At 59.8% G+C, this 14,075-nt stretch carries 14 protein-coding genes and 3 pseudogenes; 11 read left to right on the top strand and 6 right to left on the bottom strand.

The window, feature by feature from the left end; all coding sequences use genetic code 11:
• Nucleotides 1-27: 27 nt before the first annotated feature.
• Together ACZ1HK_RS04010 and ACZ1HK_RS04005 are read right to left on the bottom strand one after the other, a co-directional pair.
• On the bottom strand, nucleotides 28-654 hold the full coding sequence (locus ACZ1HK_RS04010; protein ID WP_472627564.1) for a MarC family protein: 627 nt from the start codon (nucleotides 652-654) through the stop codon (nucleotides 28-30).
• A 142-nt stretch (nucleotides 655-796) separates the two neighbouring features.
• A pseudogene (locus ACZ1HK_RS04005) lies at nucleotides 797-2,631 on the bottom strand (ABC-F family ATP-binding cassette domain-containing protein).
• Nucleotides 2,632-2,712: 81 nt separating this feature from the next.
• On the opposite strand from ACZ1HK_RS04005, the gene ACZ1HK_RS04000 reads away from it, so the two are divergent.
• The gene (locus ACZ1HK_RS04000; protein ID WP_472627563.1) at nucleotides 2,713-3,876 is read left to right on the top strand and encodes an MFS transporter; all 1,164 of its coding nucleotides are present in this window, start codon (nucleotides 2,713-2,715) and stop codon (nucleotides 3,874-3,876) included.
• Here ACZ1HK_RS04000 and ACZ1HK_RS03995 read toward each other — a convergent pair.
• Nucleotides 3,873-4,211: a winged helix-turn-helix transcriptional regulator gene (locus ACZ1HK_RS03995; RefSeq protein ID WP_472627562.1), complete on the bottom strand. Its 339-nt coding sequence runs from the start codon at nucleotides 4,209-4,211 to the stop codon at nucleotides 3,873-3,875. The two genes, ACZ1HK_RS04000 and ACZ1HK_RS03995, sit on opposite strands and share 4 nt — an antisense overlap.
• Before the next feature lie 89 nt (nucleotides 4,212-4,300).
• Here ACZ1HK_RS03995 and ACZ1HK_RS03990 point away from each other — a divergent pair, with 89 nt between their 5' ends.
• Both ACZ1HK_RS03990 and ndk read left to right on the top strand, forming a co-directional pair.
• Nucleotides 4,301-4,948 (top strand): hypothetical protein, encoded by a 648-nt coding sequence (locus ACZ1HK_RS03990; RefSeq protein ID WP_472627561.1) that lies wholly within the window; start codon nucleotides 4,301-4,303, stop codon nucleotides 4,946-4,948.
• A gap of 70 nt (nucleotides 4,949-5,018) precedes the next feature.
• A complete protein-coding gene (ndk, locus tag ACZ1HK_RS03985) occupies nucleotides 5,019-5,441 on the top strand; it encodes a nucleoside-diphosphate kinase (RefSeq protein ID WP_368475452.1) in 423 nt (140 codons plus the stop codon).
• Between the two features lie 116 nt (nucleotides 5,442-5,557).
• Here ndk and ACZ1HK_RS03980 read toward each other — a convergent pair whose 3' ends face one another.
• Nucleotides 5,558-5,707 carry a hypothetical protein gene (locus tag ACZ1HK_RS03980; protein ID WP_472627560.1) on the bottom strand — a complete coding sequence of 50 codons (150 nt, stop codon included), beginning with the start codon at nucleotides 5,705-5,707 and terminating at the stop codon, nucleotides 5,558-5,560.
• A gap of 473 nt (nucleotides 5,708-6,180) precedes the next feature.
• On the bottom strand, nucleotides 6,181-6,528 hold the full coding sequence (locus ACZ1HK_RS03975; protein WP_472627559.1) for a TfoX/Sxy family protein: 348 nt from the start codon (nucleotides 6,526-6,528) through the stop codon (nucleotides 6,181-6,183).
• A gap of 787 nt (nucleotides 6,529-7,315) precedes the next feature.
• On the opposite strand from ACZ1HK_RS03975, the gene ACZ1HK_RS03970 reads away from it, so the two are divergent.
• From ACZ1HK_RS03970 to ACZ1HK_RS03950, 5 genes and pseudogenes are all read left to right on the top strand, one after another.
• Nucleotides 7,316-7,636 (top strand): hypothetical protein, encoded by a 321-nt coding sequence (locus ACZ1HK_RS03970; protein ID WP_472627558.1) that lies wholly within the window; start codon nucleotides 7,316-7,318, stop codon nucleotides 7,634-7,636.
• Nucleotides 7,637-7,745: 109 nt separating this feature from the next.
• Nucleotides 7,746-8,773, top strand: a pseudogene (locus ACZ1HK_RS03965) (pyridoxal-phosphate dependent enzyme).
• Entirely contained in the window at nucleotides 8,770-9,927 is a 1,158-nt protein-coding gene (locus ACZ1HK_RS03960; RefSeq protein ID WP_472627557.1) for a M24 family metallopeptidase, read from the top strand. Before ACZ1HK_RS03965 ends, ACZ1HK_RS03960 begins: the two are co-directional and overlap by 4 nt.
• On the top strand, nucleotides 9,924-10,700 hold the full coding sequence (locus tag ACZ1HK_RS03955; protein ID WP_472627556.1) for a maleate cis-trans isomerase family protein: 777 nt from the start codon (nucleotides 9,924-9,926) through the stop codon (nucleotides 10,698-10,700). Before ACZ1HK_RS03960 ends, ACZ1HK_RS03955 begins: the two co-directional genes overlap by 4 nt.
• Before the next feature lie 34 nt (nucleotides 10,701-10,734).
• A complete protein-coding gene (locus tag ACZ1HK_RS03950) occupies nucleotides 10,735-11,769 on the top strand; it encodes a zinc-binding dehydrogenase (RefSeq protein ID WP_472627555.1) in 1,035 nt (344 codons plus the stop codon).
• Here ACZ1HK_RS03950 and ACZ1HK_RS03945 read toward each other — a convergent pair.
• A pseudogene (locus ACZ1HK_RS03945) lies at nucleotides 11,766-12,504 on the bottom strand (nitroreductase family protein). The gene ACZ1HK_RS03950 and the pseudogene ACZ1HK_RS03945 sit on opposite strands and share 4 nt — an antisense overlap.
• Before the next feature lie 177 nt (nucleotides 12,505-12,681).
• On the opposite strand from ACZ1HK_RS03945, the gene ACZ1HK_RS03940 reads away from it, so the two are divergent.
• From ACZ1HK_RS03940 to ACZ1HK_RS03930, 3 genes are read left to right on the top strand one after another with little or no spacing between them, the layout of a single operon-like run.
• The gene (locus ACZ1HK_RS03940) at nucleotides 12,682-13,392 is read left to right on the top strand and encodes a succinate dehydrogenase/fumarate reductase iron-sulfur subunit (RefSeq protein ID WP_472627554.1); all 711 of its coding nucleotides are present in this window, start codon (nucleotides 12,682-12,684) and stop codon (nucleotides 13,390-13,392) included.
• A complete protein-coding gene (locus ACZ1HK_RS03935; protein WP_472627553.1) occupies nucleotides 13,392-13,736 on the top strand; it encodes a succinate dehydrogenase in 345 nt (114 codons plus the stop codon). Before ACZ1HK_RS03940 ends, ACZ1HK_RS03935 begins: the two co-directional genes overlap by 1 nt.
• Entirely contained in the window at nucleotides 13,733-14,074 is a 342-nt protein-coding gene (locus tag ACZ1HK_RS03930) for a succinate dehydrogenase, cytochrome b556 subunit (protein WP_472627552.1), read from the top strand. Before ACZ1HK_RS03935 ends, ACZ1HK_RS03930 begins: the two co-directional genes overlap by 4 nt.
• The last annotated feature ends 1 nt before the right edge of the window (nucleotide 14,075 follow it).

Genomic DNA, 14,075 nt, shown 5'->3' with positions numbered 1-14,075 from the left:
CTCCGATGGCGTAGATATAGGTGCGGATCAGATGACTTGCAGGTCCCTCAGGCCGTCGATGACGAATTGAACCGAAAGCGCCGCCAGAAGCATCCCAAGGAGGCGAGTCACTACTGTGATCCCGGTGGGTCCCAGCAACCTTTCTAAGGGTGCCGCCAGCAAAAACAGGGCAAGCACGATCAACAGAACCAGGACCATGACACCGTGAACGGCAACGATGTGGAGGGCGCCAACCTCTTGCCCGGTGAGCAGTATCATGGAAGCGATCGCACCGGGGCCACCGATCAGCGGGATGGCGAGGGGGAAGACCGATGGGTCGTCATGGGCGTCCTCGGCTTGCGCGCTGTCGGCCTGCCCCTGGCGACGCTGCGTGCGGCGCTCAAACAGCATGTCGAGCGCGGTCAAAAACAGCAAGATGCCGCCCGCCATACGAAACGCGGGCATAGAAATGCCCAGGAAATTCAGCACCGCTTCACCGGCCAATCCGAACAAAAGAAGGATGCCGAAGGCCACGGCGACAGACCGGAACGCGATGATGCGCCGGTCTCGCGCACTCATGCCTTGGGTCATCGCCACGAATAGCGGCGTCAGGCCGATCGGGTCGATCACTACGAACAGGGTGACGAAGGCGGAAATGTAGAGGCTGAGGTCCATTGCGCGTCTCGGCTGTTATCCAACGGTGCGGCTTTGCCGCGCGTTCTTTTCTTCATAGTGGCGGCTCTGCCCCTGGCGCGTCTTTCCCCGTTCGGGAAAAACGCTATCCCCCGAGGTATTTTTGAAACAAGGAAGCGGGACGTCAGGGGGACGCGGCCTTTTCAAGCTTTTCTTCGGCCTTCACCCAAAGCGCCTCAGCCCGGTCGAGGCCTTCCATGACTTCTGCATATTTTGCCTGCCAAACCTGCAGGCTGTCTGCGTTTTCTTCTTCGTAGAGCGCAGGGTCAGCAAGTTTGGTGGCCAGCTTGTCGCGCATTTCTTCGATTTTGGCGACGCGCGCCTCGGCGCGTTTGACCTCGGATTTCAGGTCTTTGATATCGGCTTGGCTGACCTTTTTCTTTGGTTTGGCCGGCTTTTCCTTGGGCGGTGCCGTGTTCAGCAGCGAGGCGCGGTATGTCTCAAGGTCATGCTCATACGGGGCGACATGGCCATCTTTGACCAGCCACAGGCGATCGGCCACGAGACTGAGCAGGTGCATGTCGTGCGAGACGAGCACGACGGCGCCTGAATAGGCAGTAAGCGCCTCGACCAAGGCTTCACGGCTTTCGATATCGAGGTGGTTTGTCGGCTCGTCGAGGATAAGCAGATGCGGCGCGTCGAGCGTGGCCAGCAAGAGCGACAGGCGGGCCTTTTGACCGCCGGAGAGTTTGGCCACCAGCGTTTCGGCCTGATCGGCCCCCAGGCCAAAGAGGCCAAGCGCGCGCGAAGCTTTGGCGGCGCTTCCTCGGGGCGTTCGCGGCGGACATGGTCAAGTGGCGTCTCATCCAGATGCAACTCATCTACTTGGTGTTGCGCGAAGTAGCCGATGCGGAGTTTGGACGATGACGTGATGCGCCCATCCATCGCTTTAAGTTTGCCCGCCAAAAGCTTGGAAAGTGTCGATTTTCCTTCGCCGTTGCGCCCCAAAAGGGCGATGCGATCGTCCTGATCCAGGCGCAGGTTCAAGCGCTTGAGGACCGGTGTGTCGGTATAGCCCACGGCGGTTCCGTCCATGTTGACGATCGGCGGGCTCAACTCTTCTGGCGTTGGGAAGGTGAAGACGGTGCGCGCGGCGTCCTCGGGCGCGCGTATCGTCTCCATCCGTTCAAGCATTTTGACGCGCGATTGCGCTTGTTTTGCTTTCGACGCCTTGGCTTTGAACCGGTCCACGAAGCTTTGCAGATGGGCGCGCTGCGCCTCTTGCTTTGGCCGCCGCCGCCTGAACGGCGCGGCGTTCGGCTCGGGTCTTGGCGAAGGTGTCATAGCCACCGGTATAAAGCGTCAGTTGGCGGTCGTTGAGGTGCAGGATATGGCCCACCGCTCGGTTCAGCAGGCCACGGTCGTGGGAGATCACCAGCACCGTGTGGGGGTATTTCGCCAGATACGCCTCGAGCCAAAGGGCGCCTTCAAGGTCGAGATAGTTCGTTGGCTCGTCCAGCAGCAACAAATCGGGTTGGGCAAAGAGCACGCCGGCCAGCGCCACGCGCATGCGCCAGCCGCCGGAAAAAGCCGAACAGGGCATTTGCTGCTCGGCATGGGTGAAGCCCAGACCTTTGAGGATGGAGGCCGCGCGGGCTTCCGCCCCCAGGCATCGATGGCGCTAAGCCGTTCCTGTACATCCGCGATTCTTGCGGGGTCGGTCGGATCTTCGGCCAGAAGGGCCGCGCGTTCGGTGTCGGCCTCCAGCACGGTGTCGATCAATGAGGTCTTAGAAGAAGGCACCTCCTGAGCGACCCCGCCGATCTTGGCGCCAGAGGGCAGGGTGATGGTGCCAGAGTCCAATGTCAGCTCACCGCGCATCAGGCGGAACAGCGTGGTCTTGCCGGTTCCGTTTCGACCGACAATGCCGACCTTGTGCCCCGTTGGGATGGTGGCAGACGCGCCCTCCAGCAACGGTCGCCCGGCTACGGAATAGTTTATGTCATCAATGCGCAGCATGACGGGGACATGACGAATGCGCAGGGCCGCGTCAATCGGTCTTGGCTGGTAGGTTGCGCGGCGCGCTGGTAGGCGGAGAACATGTCCCGCGCCGCGCCCCATCTTGTCACGCTTGTTCTGCTCACGGCGCTGACCGTCCTAACGCTGAATATGTTTCTGCCCGCATTGCCCGCGATGCAGGACGCCTTCGGCGTATCAGAGCAGCAGATCGGGCTGGCAATCTCGCTTTACATGGCGGCAGCGGCCGTTTTGCAGCTGATCCTCGGCCCGTTGTCCGATCGCATCGGGCGGCGCCCGGTGATCCTTTCCATGTTGGGGATCTATGTGGTGGCGTCGGTTCTTTGCCTGTTGGCGACAGACATCACCATCTTCCTGATCGCGCGTACCGCGCAGGCCGTTGCGGTGGGTGGCGGAATCTTGTCTTCGGCCGTTGTGCGAGATTTGTACGAGGGGCGCCGAGCTGCCGCCAAACTCTCGCTGATCGCCTCTGCGATGGCCGTCGCGCCGATGCTGGCTCCGATGATCGGAGGTGTGATGGAGGCTGCCTTTGGGTGGACCTCCATCTTCATGGCTTACGCCATCTTAGGGGCCGCACTGCTGATTTGGTGCTGGCATGATTTGGGGGAAACCAAGGTATCAGGCGGGATTGCTACACTGGGTATCTCGGAATTGCTCATCTCGCCGTTGTTCTGGTCCTATGTTGGCGTTCAGGCGCTGGGGGTAGGGGTCTTCTACATCTTTCTGACGGGTGCTCCGTTTGTGATGGTCGACGCCTTTGGCCTGGGATCGTCCCAAACAGGCGTGGTGCTCGGCTCCACAACCGCCGGGTTCCTTGTTGGGGCCGGGGTGAGCGCCCGGATGGTGGAGCGTTTGGGCGAAATGCGATTGATCCTGTTCGGTCGCGCACTGCCTGTTCTGGGTATTGGTGCAGCCTGGGTCTACTTCACACTGGATGGCGCAGCCTTGTGGCCGCTTTTGTGTGCGACACTATGCGTTGGATTTGGCAACGGGCTATCGATCCCCAGCGCGGCGGCGGGGGCCCTGTCCGTTCAGCCAGAGCTTGCAGGAAGTGCGTCCGGGCTAAGCGGGGCAGTGATCCTGGCGCTCGGCGCGGGGTTGACGGCAATCGCAACAGCCGTTGTTGGGGCGGAGACGACGCCAGCCACATTGCTGGCGGTCATGGGGCTCGCTGCATTGGGCGCGCTGGCCTTTGCGGTAGCTGCCAGGGTGTTGGACAAAAGCTAGGTGGATACACCCTGTGCTTCGCCCCAGGTCTTCATGGCGTCCACTACAGGCAAGAGGGATTGGCCCTTCGCGGTGAGTGAGTATTCCACACGTGGCGGGATTTCGGCGAAGATCTCCCGATGCAGCAGGCCGTCAGCTTCCATCTCGCGCAGTTGTTTTGTCAGCATTTGCTTGGTGCAGCCCGGCGCCGCGCGTTGCATTGCGCCGAATCGATTCACATCGTTCATCACCATGAACAGGATCACAGGCTTCCATTTTCCACCGATCATGGACAGACACTGTGTCACCGGGCAGGCCGGCTCGCCCTGATTTGGCACTATTAGTCCCGATTTCATGACTACCTCAAAAAATATTGCGTAGTTGTCGGTAGCATATCTTTGACACCACCCTTTGACCATCGAAAATCCATGGATGGAGCGCCAAGATGAAACGGCTATTGATCACCGCTGCGGTAAGTCTTTCCGGGCTACCCGCTGCCGCCGACCCCTTGCTGGAAGGATTGCAAGAGCGGATCGTTGGGACTTGGACATCAATCACGTGCGAAATACGCCCGAGCCCAGATCCTGCGGGCGGAGCGCCGACCCCAACCTACCTGACCCGTGACTTCACATACGACGCCGATGGTGGGTTCGCTGCAAATATCACGGTCTATGCGGACGCGGCCTGTGAGATCCCGGCCGTGGCCTATGATTTTGCAGGTGAGATTGTCTGGCACGGTCCAAACCCGGCAGCCGAAGGCGCATGGAGCCAGGATTATGTGCTGAACCGGCAGTTGGAACTGACCCTCCTTGCGCCGCCAATGGTTGAGCAAATGAACGAGTTGCCAGAGGGCGCGTGTGGCGCGGGACCATTCGAGCTGAACGCCGTTCGCGACATCCTCGGCCAGCCCTGTGCGTTGCTGAATTTTGTCGAGGGCTCGGATATCGTCGTGGACCACGATTTTCTGTATGTCCGCGAAGACACCCCCAACATGCTCTTCATGGGCGGAAAACATGTGGATGGCACGGGATTTTACTACCCAGAGAACCGACCGACCGTGGGGTTGCAGCAGCCATTGATCCGAGAGGAGTAGGGGCCTTTTCAAGACCGGATGGGCATGTTAGCCCGCGCGCAAATCCAAACGCCCGAACGGAGCATCTCCCATGGCCATCCAGCGCACCTTTTCGATTATCAAACCCGACGCCACCAAACGGAACTTGACCGGCCAGATCGCCGCCAAGTTCGAAGAGGCAGGCCTTCGCATCGTTGCCTCCAAGCGCATCCAGCTCACGCTGGCGCAGGCGCAGACCTTTTACGGTGTGCACAAAGAACGCCCTTTCTTTGACGAGCTTTGCGAGTTCATGATTTCCGAGCCAATTGTTGTTCAGGTTCTCGAAGGCGAAGACGCGATTGCAAAAAACCGCGAAGTGATGGGGGCAACGAACCCCGCTGAAGCGGCCGAAGGCACGATCCGCAAGGAATTTGCACTGTCGATCGGCGAGAATTCGGTGCATGGGTCTGATGCGCCGGAAACGGCTGCAGAGGAAATTGCCTTTTTCTTCTCCGGACTTGAGCTGGTCGGCTAACCCCGTTCCATCCCAGACCACAAAAGGGCGCCCCACCGGGCGCCCTTTTTCGTATGAAAACGCCCCCCACCGTTTCCAGTGAGGGGCGCGTCCGGGGGAGAGAAACCGGAGAAGTCTTACTCGTCTTCAAGCGAGGCTGCGCGCAGGCGGTCGAAGATGTCCGCGCCGTAAGCGGGCTGGCCGTTGACCAGCGTCGCGCCGTTCACGCCGCGCAGGTCGGAGGCGACGTCTTGCGTGCCGTTGAGGACGCTGAAAGGTGGTGCCAAGCGCGCCATTTGGCGAAACCGACTGGCCGACGCTGTTCACGTTGGTGCGCTCCAGCGCGCTGTCTTCAGACAGGTTGAAGTGCTGGATCGCGGCGACGGAGGCTGCGGATTGGGCGAAGGCCGGGGCGGCAACGGTGGCGGCGACGGCGGCGATAAGAGCGATCTTTTTCATTGTACTGGTCCTACTCAGTTTTGTGTGTGTGGGCCTGATTTGGGAGGGGGCCCGGGGTTGGTTTGGTTTCGGTGGAGAGCCTCTGTGGCCGTCCGATGGGATGAATATGAGGGGGAGTGGCCTCGCATTCCATACACGGAATCGCGAGAAATAGCGGATATAGGTGCGTATGTGCACAGACATGCTCAGGCCCTGCACGAACCCCACGCCCGCGTGAACGCCAGTCGCGGGGGCGTGAGAAACGGGCATGGGGTTTGAAATATTTTAGAAATCAAATGGAGCGGTTGGTTAGGACTAAGACTTAACGAGTTCTGCCCGTGCCAATTCGGTTCAACACATGCTCAAGCTCCGAGTCGATGCCGGAACCGACTTCTTCATTCGTGAGAATATCGAATTTCGTGCGCAAAGCATCCTTTTCGGGACCTTTGCAATCATTCCAAGGGCGCCCTTGCAGGGACATCTCCAACACGTAGTAGGTGATGAAGTGCGCTCTGACGCCAGCGCGCAAAACGCGGCGATACGCTTCGTGGGCACCAAGATCCCGCAACGTACTTACGTCTCTAATGCCCGCAGCTTCGAGGATCTCCGCCATAGCGGGCCCTATATTGCGGATCGACGTTAAGTCGCTATCCGTGATGGCTTTGGTCATCTGAGGCCTCCGTGACCTCAGGATGTATCAGATGCTGGCCCAATCTGAGAAGCGGATTGGCACTGGGCGCTCTTTTGCCGGGGCCTGTCCCTTAGCCGGTGTAGGCGCGGGTTTTTGCGTTGGCATGGGTCTGCTCCATTTTTTTTGTTTATCCCAAAACCCTCCGCCGCAAATCTGTCATTTCCCGGTACATCAATATGTCGAAAATGTGGCGGAGCCACCGAAAGCAATATGAATTCAGGAAGAAGAAGTGCGCTGACGGCCAACCTCGAAGTGGAAGAGAGACGAAGGAGTAGGCCGCCAGCACCAAGGTGCGCGAAGTAGCGTGGTCTAGCGAAGGGAGGAGACGACCACACGTCTGTTCGCATTTCCAGTTAGCGGCCGAATCTCAAACGGTGAAAGTCGAAGCAGCTCTCACCAGCCCCGGTTTTCCCAACCGCTCAATAATGAAGCACGTTGTCGCGGGTTTTGGATTGCAAACGTGCAGTCTGGTACAAACCGCGCTGGGACATGTGAGAAATCAAATATTTCAAACCCCATGCCCGTTTCTCACGCCCCCGCGACCGTCGATCACGCGGGCGTGGGGTTCGTGCAGGGCCTGAGCATGTCTGTGCACATACGCACCTATATCCGCTATTTCTCGCGATTCCGTGTATGGAATGCGAGACCACTCCCCCTCATATTCATCTCATCGGACGGCCACAGAGGCTCTCCACCGAAACCAAACCAACCCCGGGCCCCCTCCCAAATCAGGCCCACACACACAAAACTGAGTAGGACCAGTACAATGAAAAAGATCGCTCTTATCGCCGCCGTCGCCGCCACCGTTGCCGCCCCGGCCTTCGCCCAATCCGCAGCCTCCGTCGCCGCGATCCAGCACTTCAACCTGTCTGAAGACAGCGCGCTGGAGCGCACCAACGTGAACGGTGTTGGCCAGCGTGTGACACCCGCCGGCAGCCTCGGCACCACCTTTGATGTGCTCAACGGCACGCAAGACGTCGCCTCCGACCTGCGCGGCGTGAACGGCGCGACGCTGGTCAACGGCCAGCCCGCTTACGGCGCGGACATCTTCGACCGCCTGCGCGCAGCCTCGCTTGAAGACGAGTAACTTGGCGAACACAAATGCCCTGAAAAGGACGCTCAATCGGGCGTCCTTTTCTTTTGTGACGTCGGTTTTTAACGGGACAGGCGTCGCAGCCGGGTAGTAAGCGTGGGCCATGCATGTCGTTCACAACTCACCGGCCCTCCGCGTTGCTGTCTTGGCGAGCCTGACAGACATCCCCTTTCCGTCCACCATGGCCGAGCGGCCGGCACGTTTGCTGGAAAGATGCCCAGTTGCGCGCCAGACACCCTTGGTGCCCTTGACCGATCTCGCGAGGGAGATTGGTGTTGCAGCTATCCACGCGAAGGATGAACGCGGACGGATGGACCTGGGCAGCTTCAAGGCCTTGGGAGCTGCCTACGTGATTGCGTGTGACGCCCAAGAAGGGCGCGCGGCAGGAACAGCCTATTATACAGCCAGTGCAGGCAATCATGGCCTTTCTGTTGCCGCCGGTGCCAAGGCGTTTGGCGCCCATGCTGTTATTTTTCTTGCGAAAACTGTCCCACCCGCATTCGCGCAACGTCTGGAAGCCATGGGGGCGGAAGTGCGATGGCGCGGCGCGATCTATGAAGTCAGTATGGAGGCAGCCGCACGCGAAGCTGAGGCAGATGGCGCGGTTTTGCTCTCTGACTCCTCGTGGCCGGGATATCTGGACCGACCGCATCGTTTGATGGAGGGCTATCTTGTTTTGATGCGAGAGGCCGCGGCACAAATCCCCAGGCCACCAACGCATATCTTTCTGCAAGCCGGTGTCGGCGGGCTGGCCTGTGCCGCAGCGGCTTATGCGCGGAAGGTTTGGGGGATGCCCCGCGGATCATTGTCGTCGAACCTGAGGCTGCGCCTGCCTTGCAAGCGTCTATGCAGGCGGGACGCCCTGTGGTGTCGGTTGGCCCGCCCTCTACCATGGGACGGCTCGATTGCAAGGAGCCGTCGATGATCGCGCTCAACGGACTTGCCCGTGACGCGAATGATTTCATGACGATAAGTGAGGCAGAGGGTCAGGCCGGGGCCGATAAAGCCAAGAACATTGGGCTGCCTTCAACGCCGTCCGGGGCGGCCGGTTTGGCTGGCCTTTTGGCTGCAGATCTGGACCTTGGCCCGACGTCGCGAGTTCTGGTTATCCTCAGTGAGGGTCCGGAATGACACCTTCACGAGGTTTTCCGGACAACGAGTTTCAATCCCGCTGCGCCAGAGCCCAGGCTTTGATGGCGCAAGCGGGTCTGGACGCCTTGCTTCTGACCACAGAGGTCGAGGTGCGATACTACTCGGGCTTTCTGACACGCTTTTGGGAAAGCCCGACGCGCCCGTGGTTTTTGGTTTTGCCAGCCTCTGGCATGCCGATTGCGGTGATCCCATCCATAGGCGCACATCTGATGGGGCAAACCTGGTTGACCGACATTCGAACATGGGCCGCGCCAGATTATCAGGATGACGGGATCGGCCTGCTGAGTGAGACGCTGCGCGACGTTGTGCCCGCGCAGGGGCGGATCGGTCTGGCCGCCCATCTCGAAAGCCATGTTCGTCTTCCGCGGAACGCGATCGCGTCATTGGAAGCAGAGCTTGGTTCGCGCCGGATTGTACCGGACGACGAAATCACCTGGCGATTGCGTAGGGTGAAATCGGAGGCCGAGATCGCAAAGATCACGGCTGCCATAGCCGTTGCAGATCGGGCCTTTGCGCGCGCGGGCGAGGTTGCGGGCGAAGGTATTGCCTTAAGCGATGTGTTCCGCCGCTTTCAGATGCTGTGTCTTGAGGAAGGGGCAGATTGGGTGCCGTATCTGGCGGGGGCGGCCGGGCAGGGCGGATACGGCGATGTGATCTCGCCCGCCAATGATGCCCCTTTGCGACGCGGCGATGTGTTGATGTTGGACACTGGTGTCATCCGTGACGGGTATTTCAGCGATTTCGATCGGAATTTCAGCGTGGGCCAGCCCTCTGATGCGGTAAAGGCAGGGCATGCGCGCTTGATAGACGCTGTCGATGCCGGGTTGGAGGCAGCGAGGCCGGGCGCCCGGTTCTGTGACATCTTCCATGCGATGGACAATATCCTGCGAACTGATGGGTCCGTGTCACATGCAAGTCGTTTGGGTCACGGGCTTGGGATGCAGTTGACAGAAGGGCCTTCAATCCTGCCTGCGGACCAGACGGTGTTGCAGCCCGGAATGGTTCTGACCCTTGAGCCGAGCCTGTCCGTCGGTCACGGGAAAATCCTTGTACATGAGGAGGATATAGTAATCCGCGAAGGCGAAACGGTATGCCTAAGCCAGCGCGACGGCCGCGACATGAGGGTGATATGAGCGCGCTTCCCTACACCTTGGTTGATCGTATGCCGCCGCAACTCGGCCTCGTCGCGCTGCAATCTGATGAAACCATCGAGAGGGATTTGCGTCAGTTGCTTCCTGACAGCGTCGAACTGCTCGTCACCCGCATTCCGTCGGCGGAGGAAGTTACGCCAAAGACGCTGGCCGCGATGGAGCCTGAACTCGCAAACGCCGTCTCCCTCCTTCCGCGTGCTGCGCAATTCACTGCCCTGGGCTACGGCTGCACGTCCGGCACAGCACAGATTGGGGAGGAAAGAATTGCCGAACTTGTGCATGCTGGGTGTCGTACCCGCGCAGTCACACAGCCGATCTCGGCGCTTGGGGCGGCCTGTGCGGCCTTGTCTGTGCGAAGGCTGGCAATTGTCAGCCCCTATGTTGCGGCAGTGTCCGAGCGATTGATCGCAGAAATGAATAGCCGGGGACTGCACATTTCTGCGTTCGGAAGTTTCGAAGAAGGGCAGGAGGCTCAGGTGGTGCGCATCGCGCCGGACGCGGTGCGATCAGGGGCCATCGCAGTTGCAGAAGAAGCCGAATGCGATGCGATCTTCCTGTCCTGCACCAACCTTCGGACCCTGGACGTCATTGAAGATGTTGAGGCGGCAACAGGTCTGCCGGTTTTGTCGAGCAACCTTGTTCTGGCGTGGGATATGATGCGGCATGCCGGTGTGGCGCCGCGGCCGGGTGCGCCCGGGCGATTGTGGGAAGCAGAAATACCCCTCAGAAACACGGAAAGCTCAGCCAAGACCTGAGCGGCAAAAAGAGAAGACCAGAAGGGAGCGTCCAATGCGTGCAGCGGTAATTCGCGATTTCAGTGAAGATTTGTCGATTGAGACGGTCGCGGACCCGGCCTGCCCGGACAACGGCGTTGTTTTGGAAGTCGCGGCCTGCGGCGTGTGCCGCTCGGATTTTCACGGCTGGGTCGGAGAGCATCCCAAGGTCAATCCCGGTTCCATCCTTGGGCACGAGTATTGCGGAACAGTTGTGGAAGCCGGGCCACAGGCGCAGCATCAGGTTGGGGACCGCCTGATCGCGCCCTTCATTCTCGCCTGCGGTGCGTGCCCGGCCTGTGCGACGGGCGTGTCAAACACCTGCGCCAACCAGATCACGCCGGGCTTCGGCACACCTGGTGCCTATGCGCAATTCGTGGGTGTCCCGTATGATCATAACCTTGTCAGCTTGCCGGATAGCATCTCACCGGCCTTGGCGGCTGGGTTGGGATGTCGTGTGACAACAGCCTGGCATGCATTGACGGACCGCGCACAAGTGCGGGCCGGAGAATGGGTGGCGGTCCATGGAACCGGTGGGATCGGCTTGGCTACGCTTCTGCTCGCTCAAGCATTGGGTGCGCGCGTCGTTGCGGTCGATGTTGTCGATGAAAAACTGGAACATGCGAAAGCCCATGGCGCGGAAGCGGTCGTCAACGCTTCAGCCGGGAATGCAGCCGACGCAATCCGCGACATCACTGGAGGTGGCGCGCATGTCTCCATTGAAGCGCTTGGGATTGGTCCGACAACCAATGCGTCACTGGAATGTCTGCGTATCTTAGGTCGGCACGTGCAAGTGGGCATGCCAGCGGGAAGTGGCATGATGGAGGTCAACATGCGGGCGATCTATGCCAAGCAGCTTTCCTTCTTCGGAACGCGCGGCATGCCGTCGTGGAAGTACCCGAGCCTGCTTGACATGATCGAGCGGGGTGCCGTGGATATCTCGCCCATGCTGGCGCGCGAAGTGCCGCTTTCCGGCGCAAGTGCGGAATTGCACGCCATGAAGGGGCCAACCTCGCCTGGAACGGCCGTGATCACCGATTTCGCGAACTAGTCGAGCTTGAAGCCGATGGATCGAATGTAGGCCCCGAAATCTGCGCGCTCGGGTTGGCTGTATTGGCGCATCTTGTCCTCGGACCAAGTGTAGAGATCGGCTGTGCCAAACGTCTCGACAAATCGTTGTGTCCGATACGGCTGCGTCAAAGCGCGGTCGGCATCGTAACGCGCTATGGCATCGGAAAGCGCTGTTTCACTGTAGCGATCGGTGTGCACGGTTACGGATAACGGCAGACGCTTAGCGATGCGTGGCGCGTTTGTCGGCCAACCAATGGCCAGCCCGGCAAACGGGAAGACATGATCAGTCAGGTCCAGCAGATCGGCAACGGCACGTGCCTCATTCCGTACCGCGCTGATCGGGCAAGTGCCCAGGCCGATGGCATCTGCGGCAGTTGTGAAGGCCCCAAGCGCAATTGCTGCGTCGCAGGCCGCATTGAACACGGCATCGAAATGGTCGTTGGCAAAGGGAATATCAGCCTGATCATGCAGCATGCGTTGGCGTCGATTGTTGCCACAGAAAACCGCAAGCATCGGAGCGTTCGCGACCCAGTCCTTGCCCACCGACAAGGGCCGCCAAAGATGCGCGCTGTTTGGGATCCTCAAGTAAGATGATGTCGCGCTGCTGCAGATCGCTTTTTGTGGGCGCGGCCAGAGCAACAGCGCACAGGGTTCTCAGCAAGGCGGGGTCAACGGATGCGCTTGTGAAGTCACGGCAAGAGCCGCGCTGCGCCATGGACTCCAGTGCTGGGTTGGGCGGGGTCTGTGGGGCACCCTCAAATCGCGCGTCCAACGCAGCCTGGAGGCGATTTTTGTTAGTATCACTTACGTTATCTGTCACAATAATTCGCATTCATTAAGGCGGACTTTCAGTGTAGAGCCACGTTAAGCCAAGCAAACATGCGGAGCAAAGATGCCAACGGGCGTTCTGAACGTGACAATTGACCGGGACGGCGGGGCAGAACGCTTTGAAGTTCCTGCATATGACAATCAGACCGTTCTGGATGTCGTCTCCTGGGTGCAGCAGCACGCTGATCCGACGCTGAGTTATCGCTTCGCCTGCAGGGTCGGTATGTGCGGAAGTTGTGCCATGATGGTCAACGATGTGCCGCGCTGGACGTGCCGAACCCACGTCTCAAAGGTGACCGATGGCGCGGATATTCATATTGCCCCGCTAAGAAACCTGCCGGTTATCAAGGATTTGGCCGTCGACATGGACCCGTTCTTTGACAAATGGATTGCCGCGGAGGGGGTGCACCATGGCGCGCTCACCCGAGATGACCCGATCGCCCGCGTCGATGCAGTAAGCGTGGGCCGGGTCGAGGCGAATGCCGGCATTGAATGCATCAATTGTTCTGTCTGCTATGCCGCTTGCGACACGGTTACGGGCAATGCGGATTATCTTGGGCCAGCGGCGCTGCAACGGGCCTGGACCTTGCTAAACGATGCAAAGGACGATGCACGGCAAGACATTCTGGATGCGGTCAGCGGGTCTGGCGGATGCCACAATTGCCACTCAATGGGCTCTTGCACGGCCTATTGCCCAAACGATCTCGATCCCATGTCAGCTATCGCGGGACTGAAGCGGGAAACGGCAAAGAATTTCTTCAGGAGAGGGCGCTGATGCTTGGGCTCAAGCTCTATATGGCGCAACGGATCACGGCGCTTTTGATGGGGCCGTTCGTGCTGGGACATATCGCTGTGATGATCTACGCTATCCAAGGCGGCCTCAGTGCGGCTGAGATCCTTGGGCGCACGCAGGGGTCGATCCTGTGGTTCTTGTTCTACGGACTGTTCGTGGTTGCAGTCTCGATCCATGGCGCCATCGGGTTGCGCGTGATTGCCCATGAATGGGGCAAGGTTTCAGGCCGGGCTTTGGATGTGTTGATGTGGGGCATGGGCCTTGCCTTCTTTGCACTCGGCGCACGGGCTGTCTGGGCTGTTACCTTTGCGGGAGTAGGCGGATGAAAGCCCCGGCGCGCGCACATCCGCTTTGGATTGCCTATATCGTGCACCGCCTGTCCGGCGTTGCTTTGGCCGCATTCTTGCCTCTGCACTTTTGGGTACTCGCCATGGCCGTGTCCGAACCGGGGCGTTTGGACGGTTTCTTGGCAATGACTGAGGCGACGGCGGTTAAGGTTGCCGAGTTCGGTCTCGTTTTCCTGCTGGCCGTGCACATGTTCGGGGGACTGCGTCTTTTGGCGTTGGAATGGCTGCCATGGCGCCCCGCGCAGAAATCCCTTGCGGCGGGGGCAGCGGCGCTGTCGTTCCTGATTGCGGGCGCGTTCTTCCTACAGGCGGTGTGAG

This window comes from Gymnodinialimonas sp. JB5-7, from assembly GCF_055693405.1.
This window is presented reverse-complemented; position numbering and strand designations above follow the sequence as displayed.

Bases quoted from the DNA above. Each gene is read 5' to 3' on its own strand.
- ACZ1HK_RS03950 (WP_472627555.1), top strand. From the start codon at position 10,735: ATGCGTGCAGCGGTAATTCGCGATTTCAGTGAAGATTTGTCGATTGAG.
- ACZ1HK_RS03940 (WP_472627554.1), top strand. From the start codon at position 12,682: ATGCCAACGGGCGTTCTGAACGTGACAATTGACCGGGACGGCGGGGCA.
- ACZ1HK_RS03955 (WP_472627556.1), top strand. From the start codon at position 9,924: ATGAGCGCGCTTCCCTACACCTTGGTTGATCGTATGCCGCCGCAACTC.
- ACZ1HK_RS03990 (WP_472627561.1), top strand. From the start codon at position 4,301: ATGAAACGGCTATTGATCACCGCTGCGGTAAGTCTTTCCGGGCTACCC.
- ACZ1HK_RS04010 (WP_472627564.1), bottom strand. From the start codon at position 654: ATGGACCTCAGCCTCTACATTTCCGCCTTCGTCACCCTGTTCGTAGTG.
- ACZ1HK_RS04000 (WP_472627563.1), top strand. From the start codon at position 2,713: ATGTCCCGCGCCGCGCCCCATCTTGTCACGCTTGTTCTGCTCACGGCG.
- ACZ1HK_RS03995 (WP_472627562.1), bottom strand. From the start codon at position 4,211: ATGAAATCGGGACTAATAGTGCCAAATCAGGGCGAGCCGGCCTGCCCG.
- ACZ1HK_RS03975 (WP_472627559.1), bottom strand. From the start codon at position 6,528: ATGACCAAAGCCATCACGGATAGCGACTTAACGTCGATCCGCAATATA.
- ACZ1HK_RS03970 (WP_472627558.1), top strand. From the start codon at position 7,316: ATGAAAAAGATCGCTCTTATCGCCGCCGTCGCCGCCACCGTTGCCGCC.
- ACZ1HK_RS03935 (WP_472627553.1), top strand. From the start codon at position 13,392: ATGCTTGGGCTCAAGCTCTATATGGCGCAACGGATCACGGCGCTTTTG.
- ACZ1HK_RS03960 (WP_472627557.1), top strand. From the start codon at position 8,770: ATGACACCTTCACGAGGTTTTCCGGACAACGAGTTTCAATCCCGCTGC.
- ACZ1HK_RS03930 (WP_472627552.1), top strand. From the start codon at position 13,733: ATGAAAGCCCCGGCGCGCGCACATCCGCTTTGGATTGCCTATATCGTG.
- ndk (WP_368475452.1), top strand. From the start codon at position 5,019: ATGGCCATCCAGCGCACCTTTTCGATTATCAAACCCGACGCCACCAAA.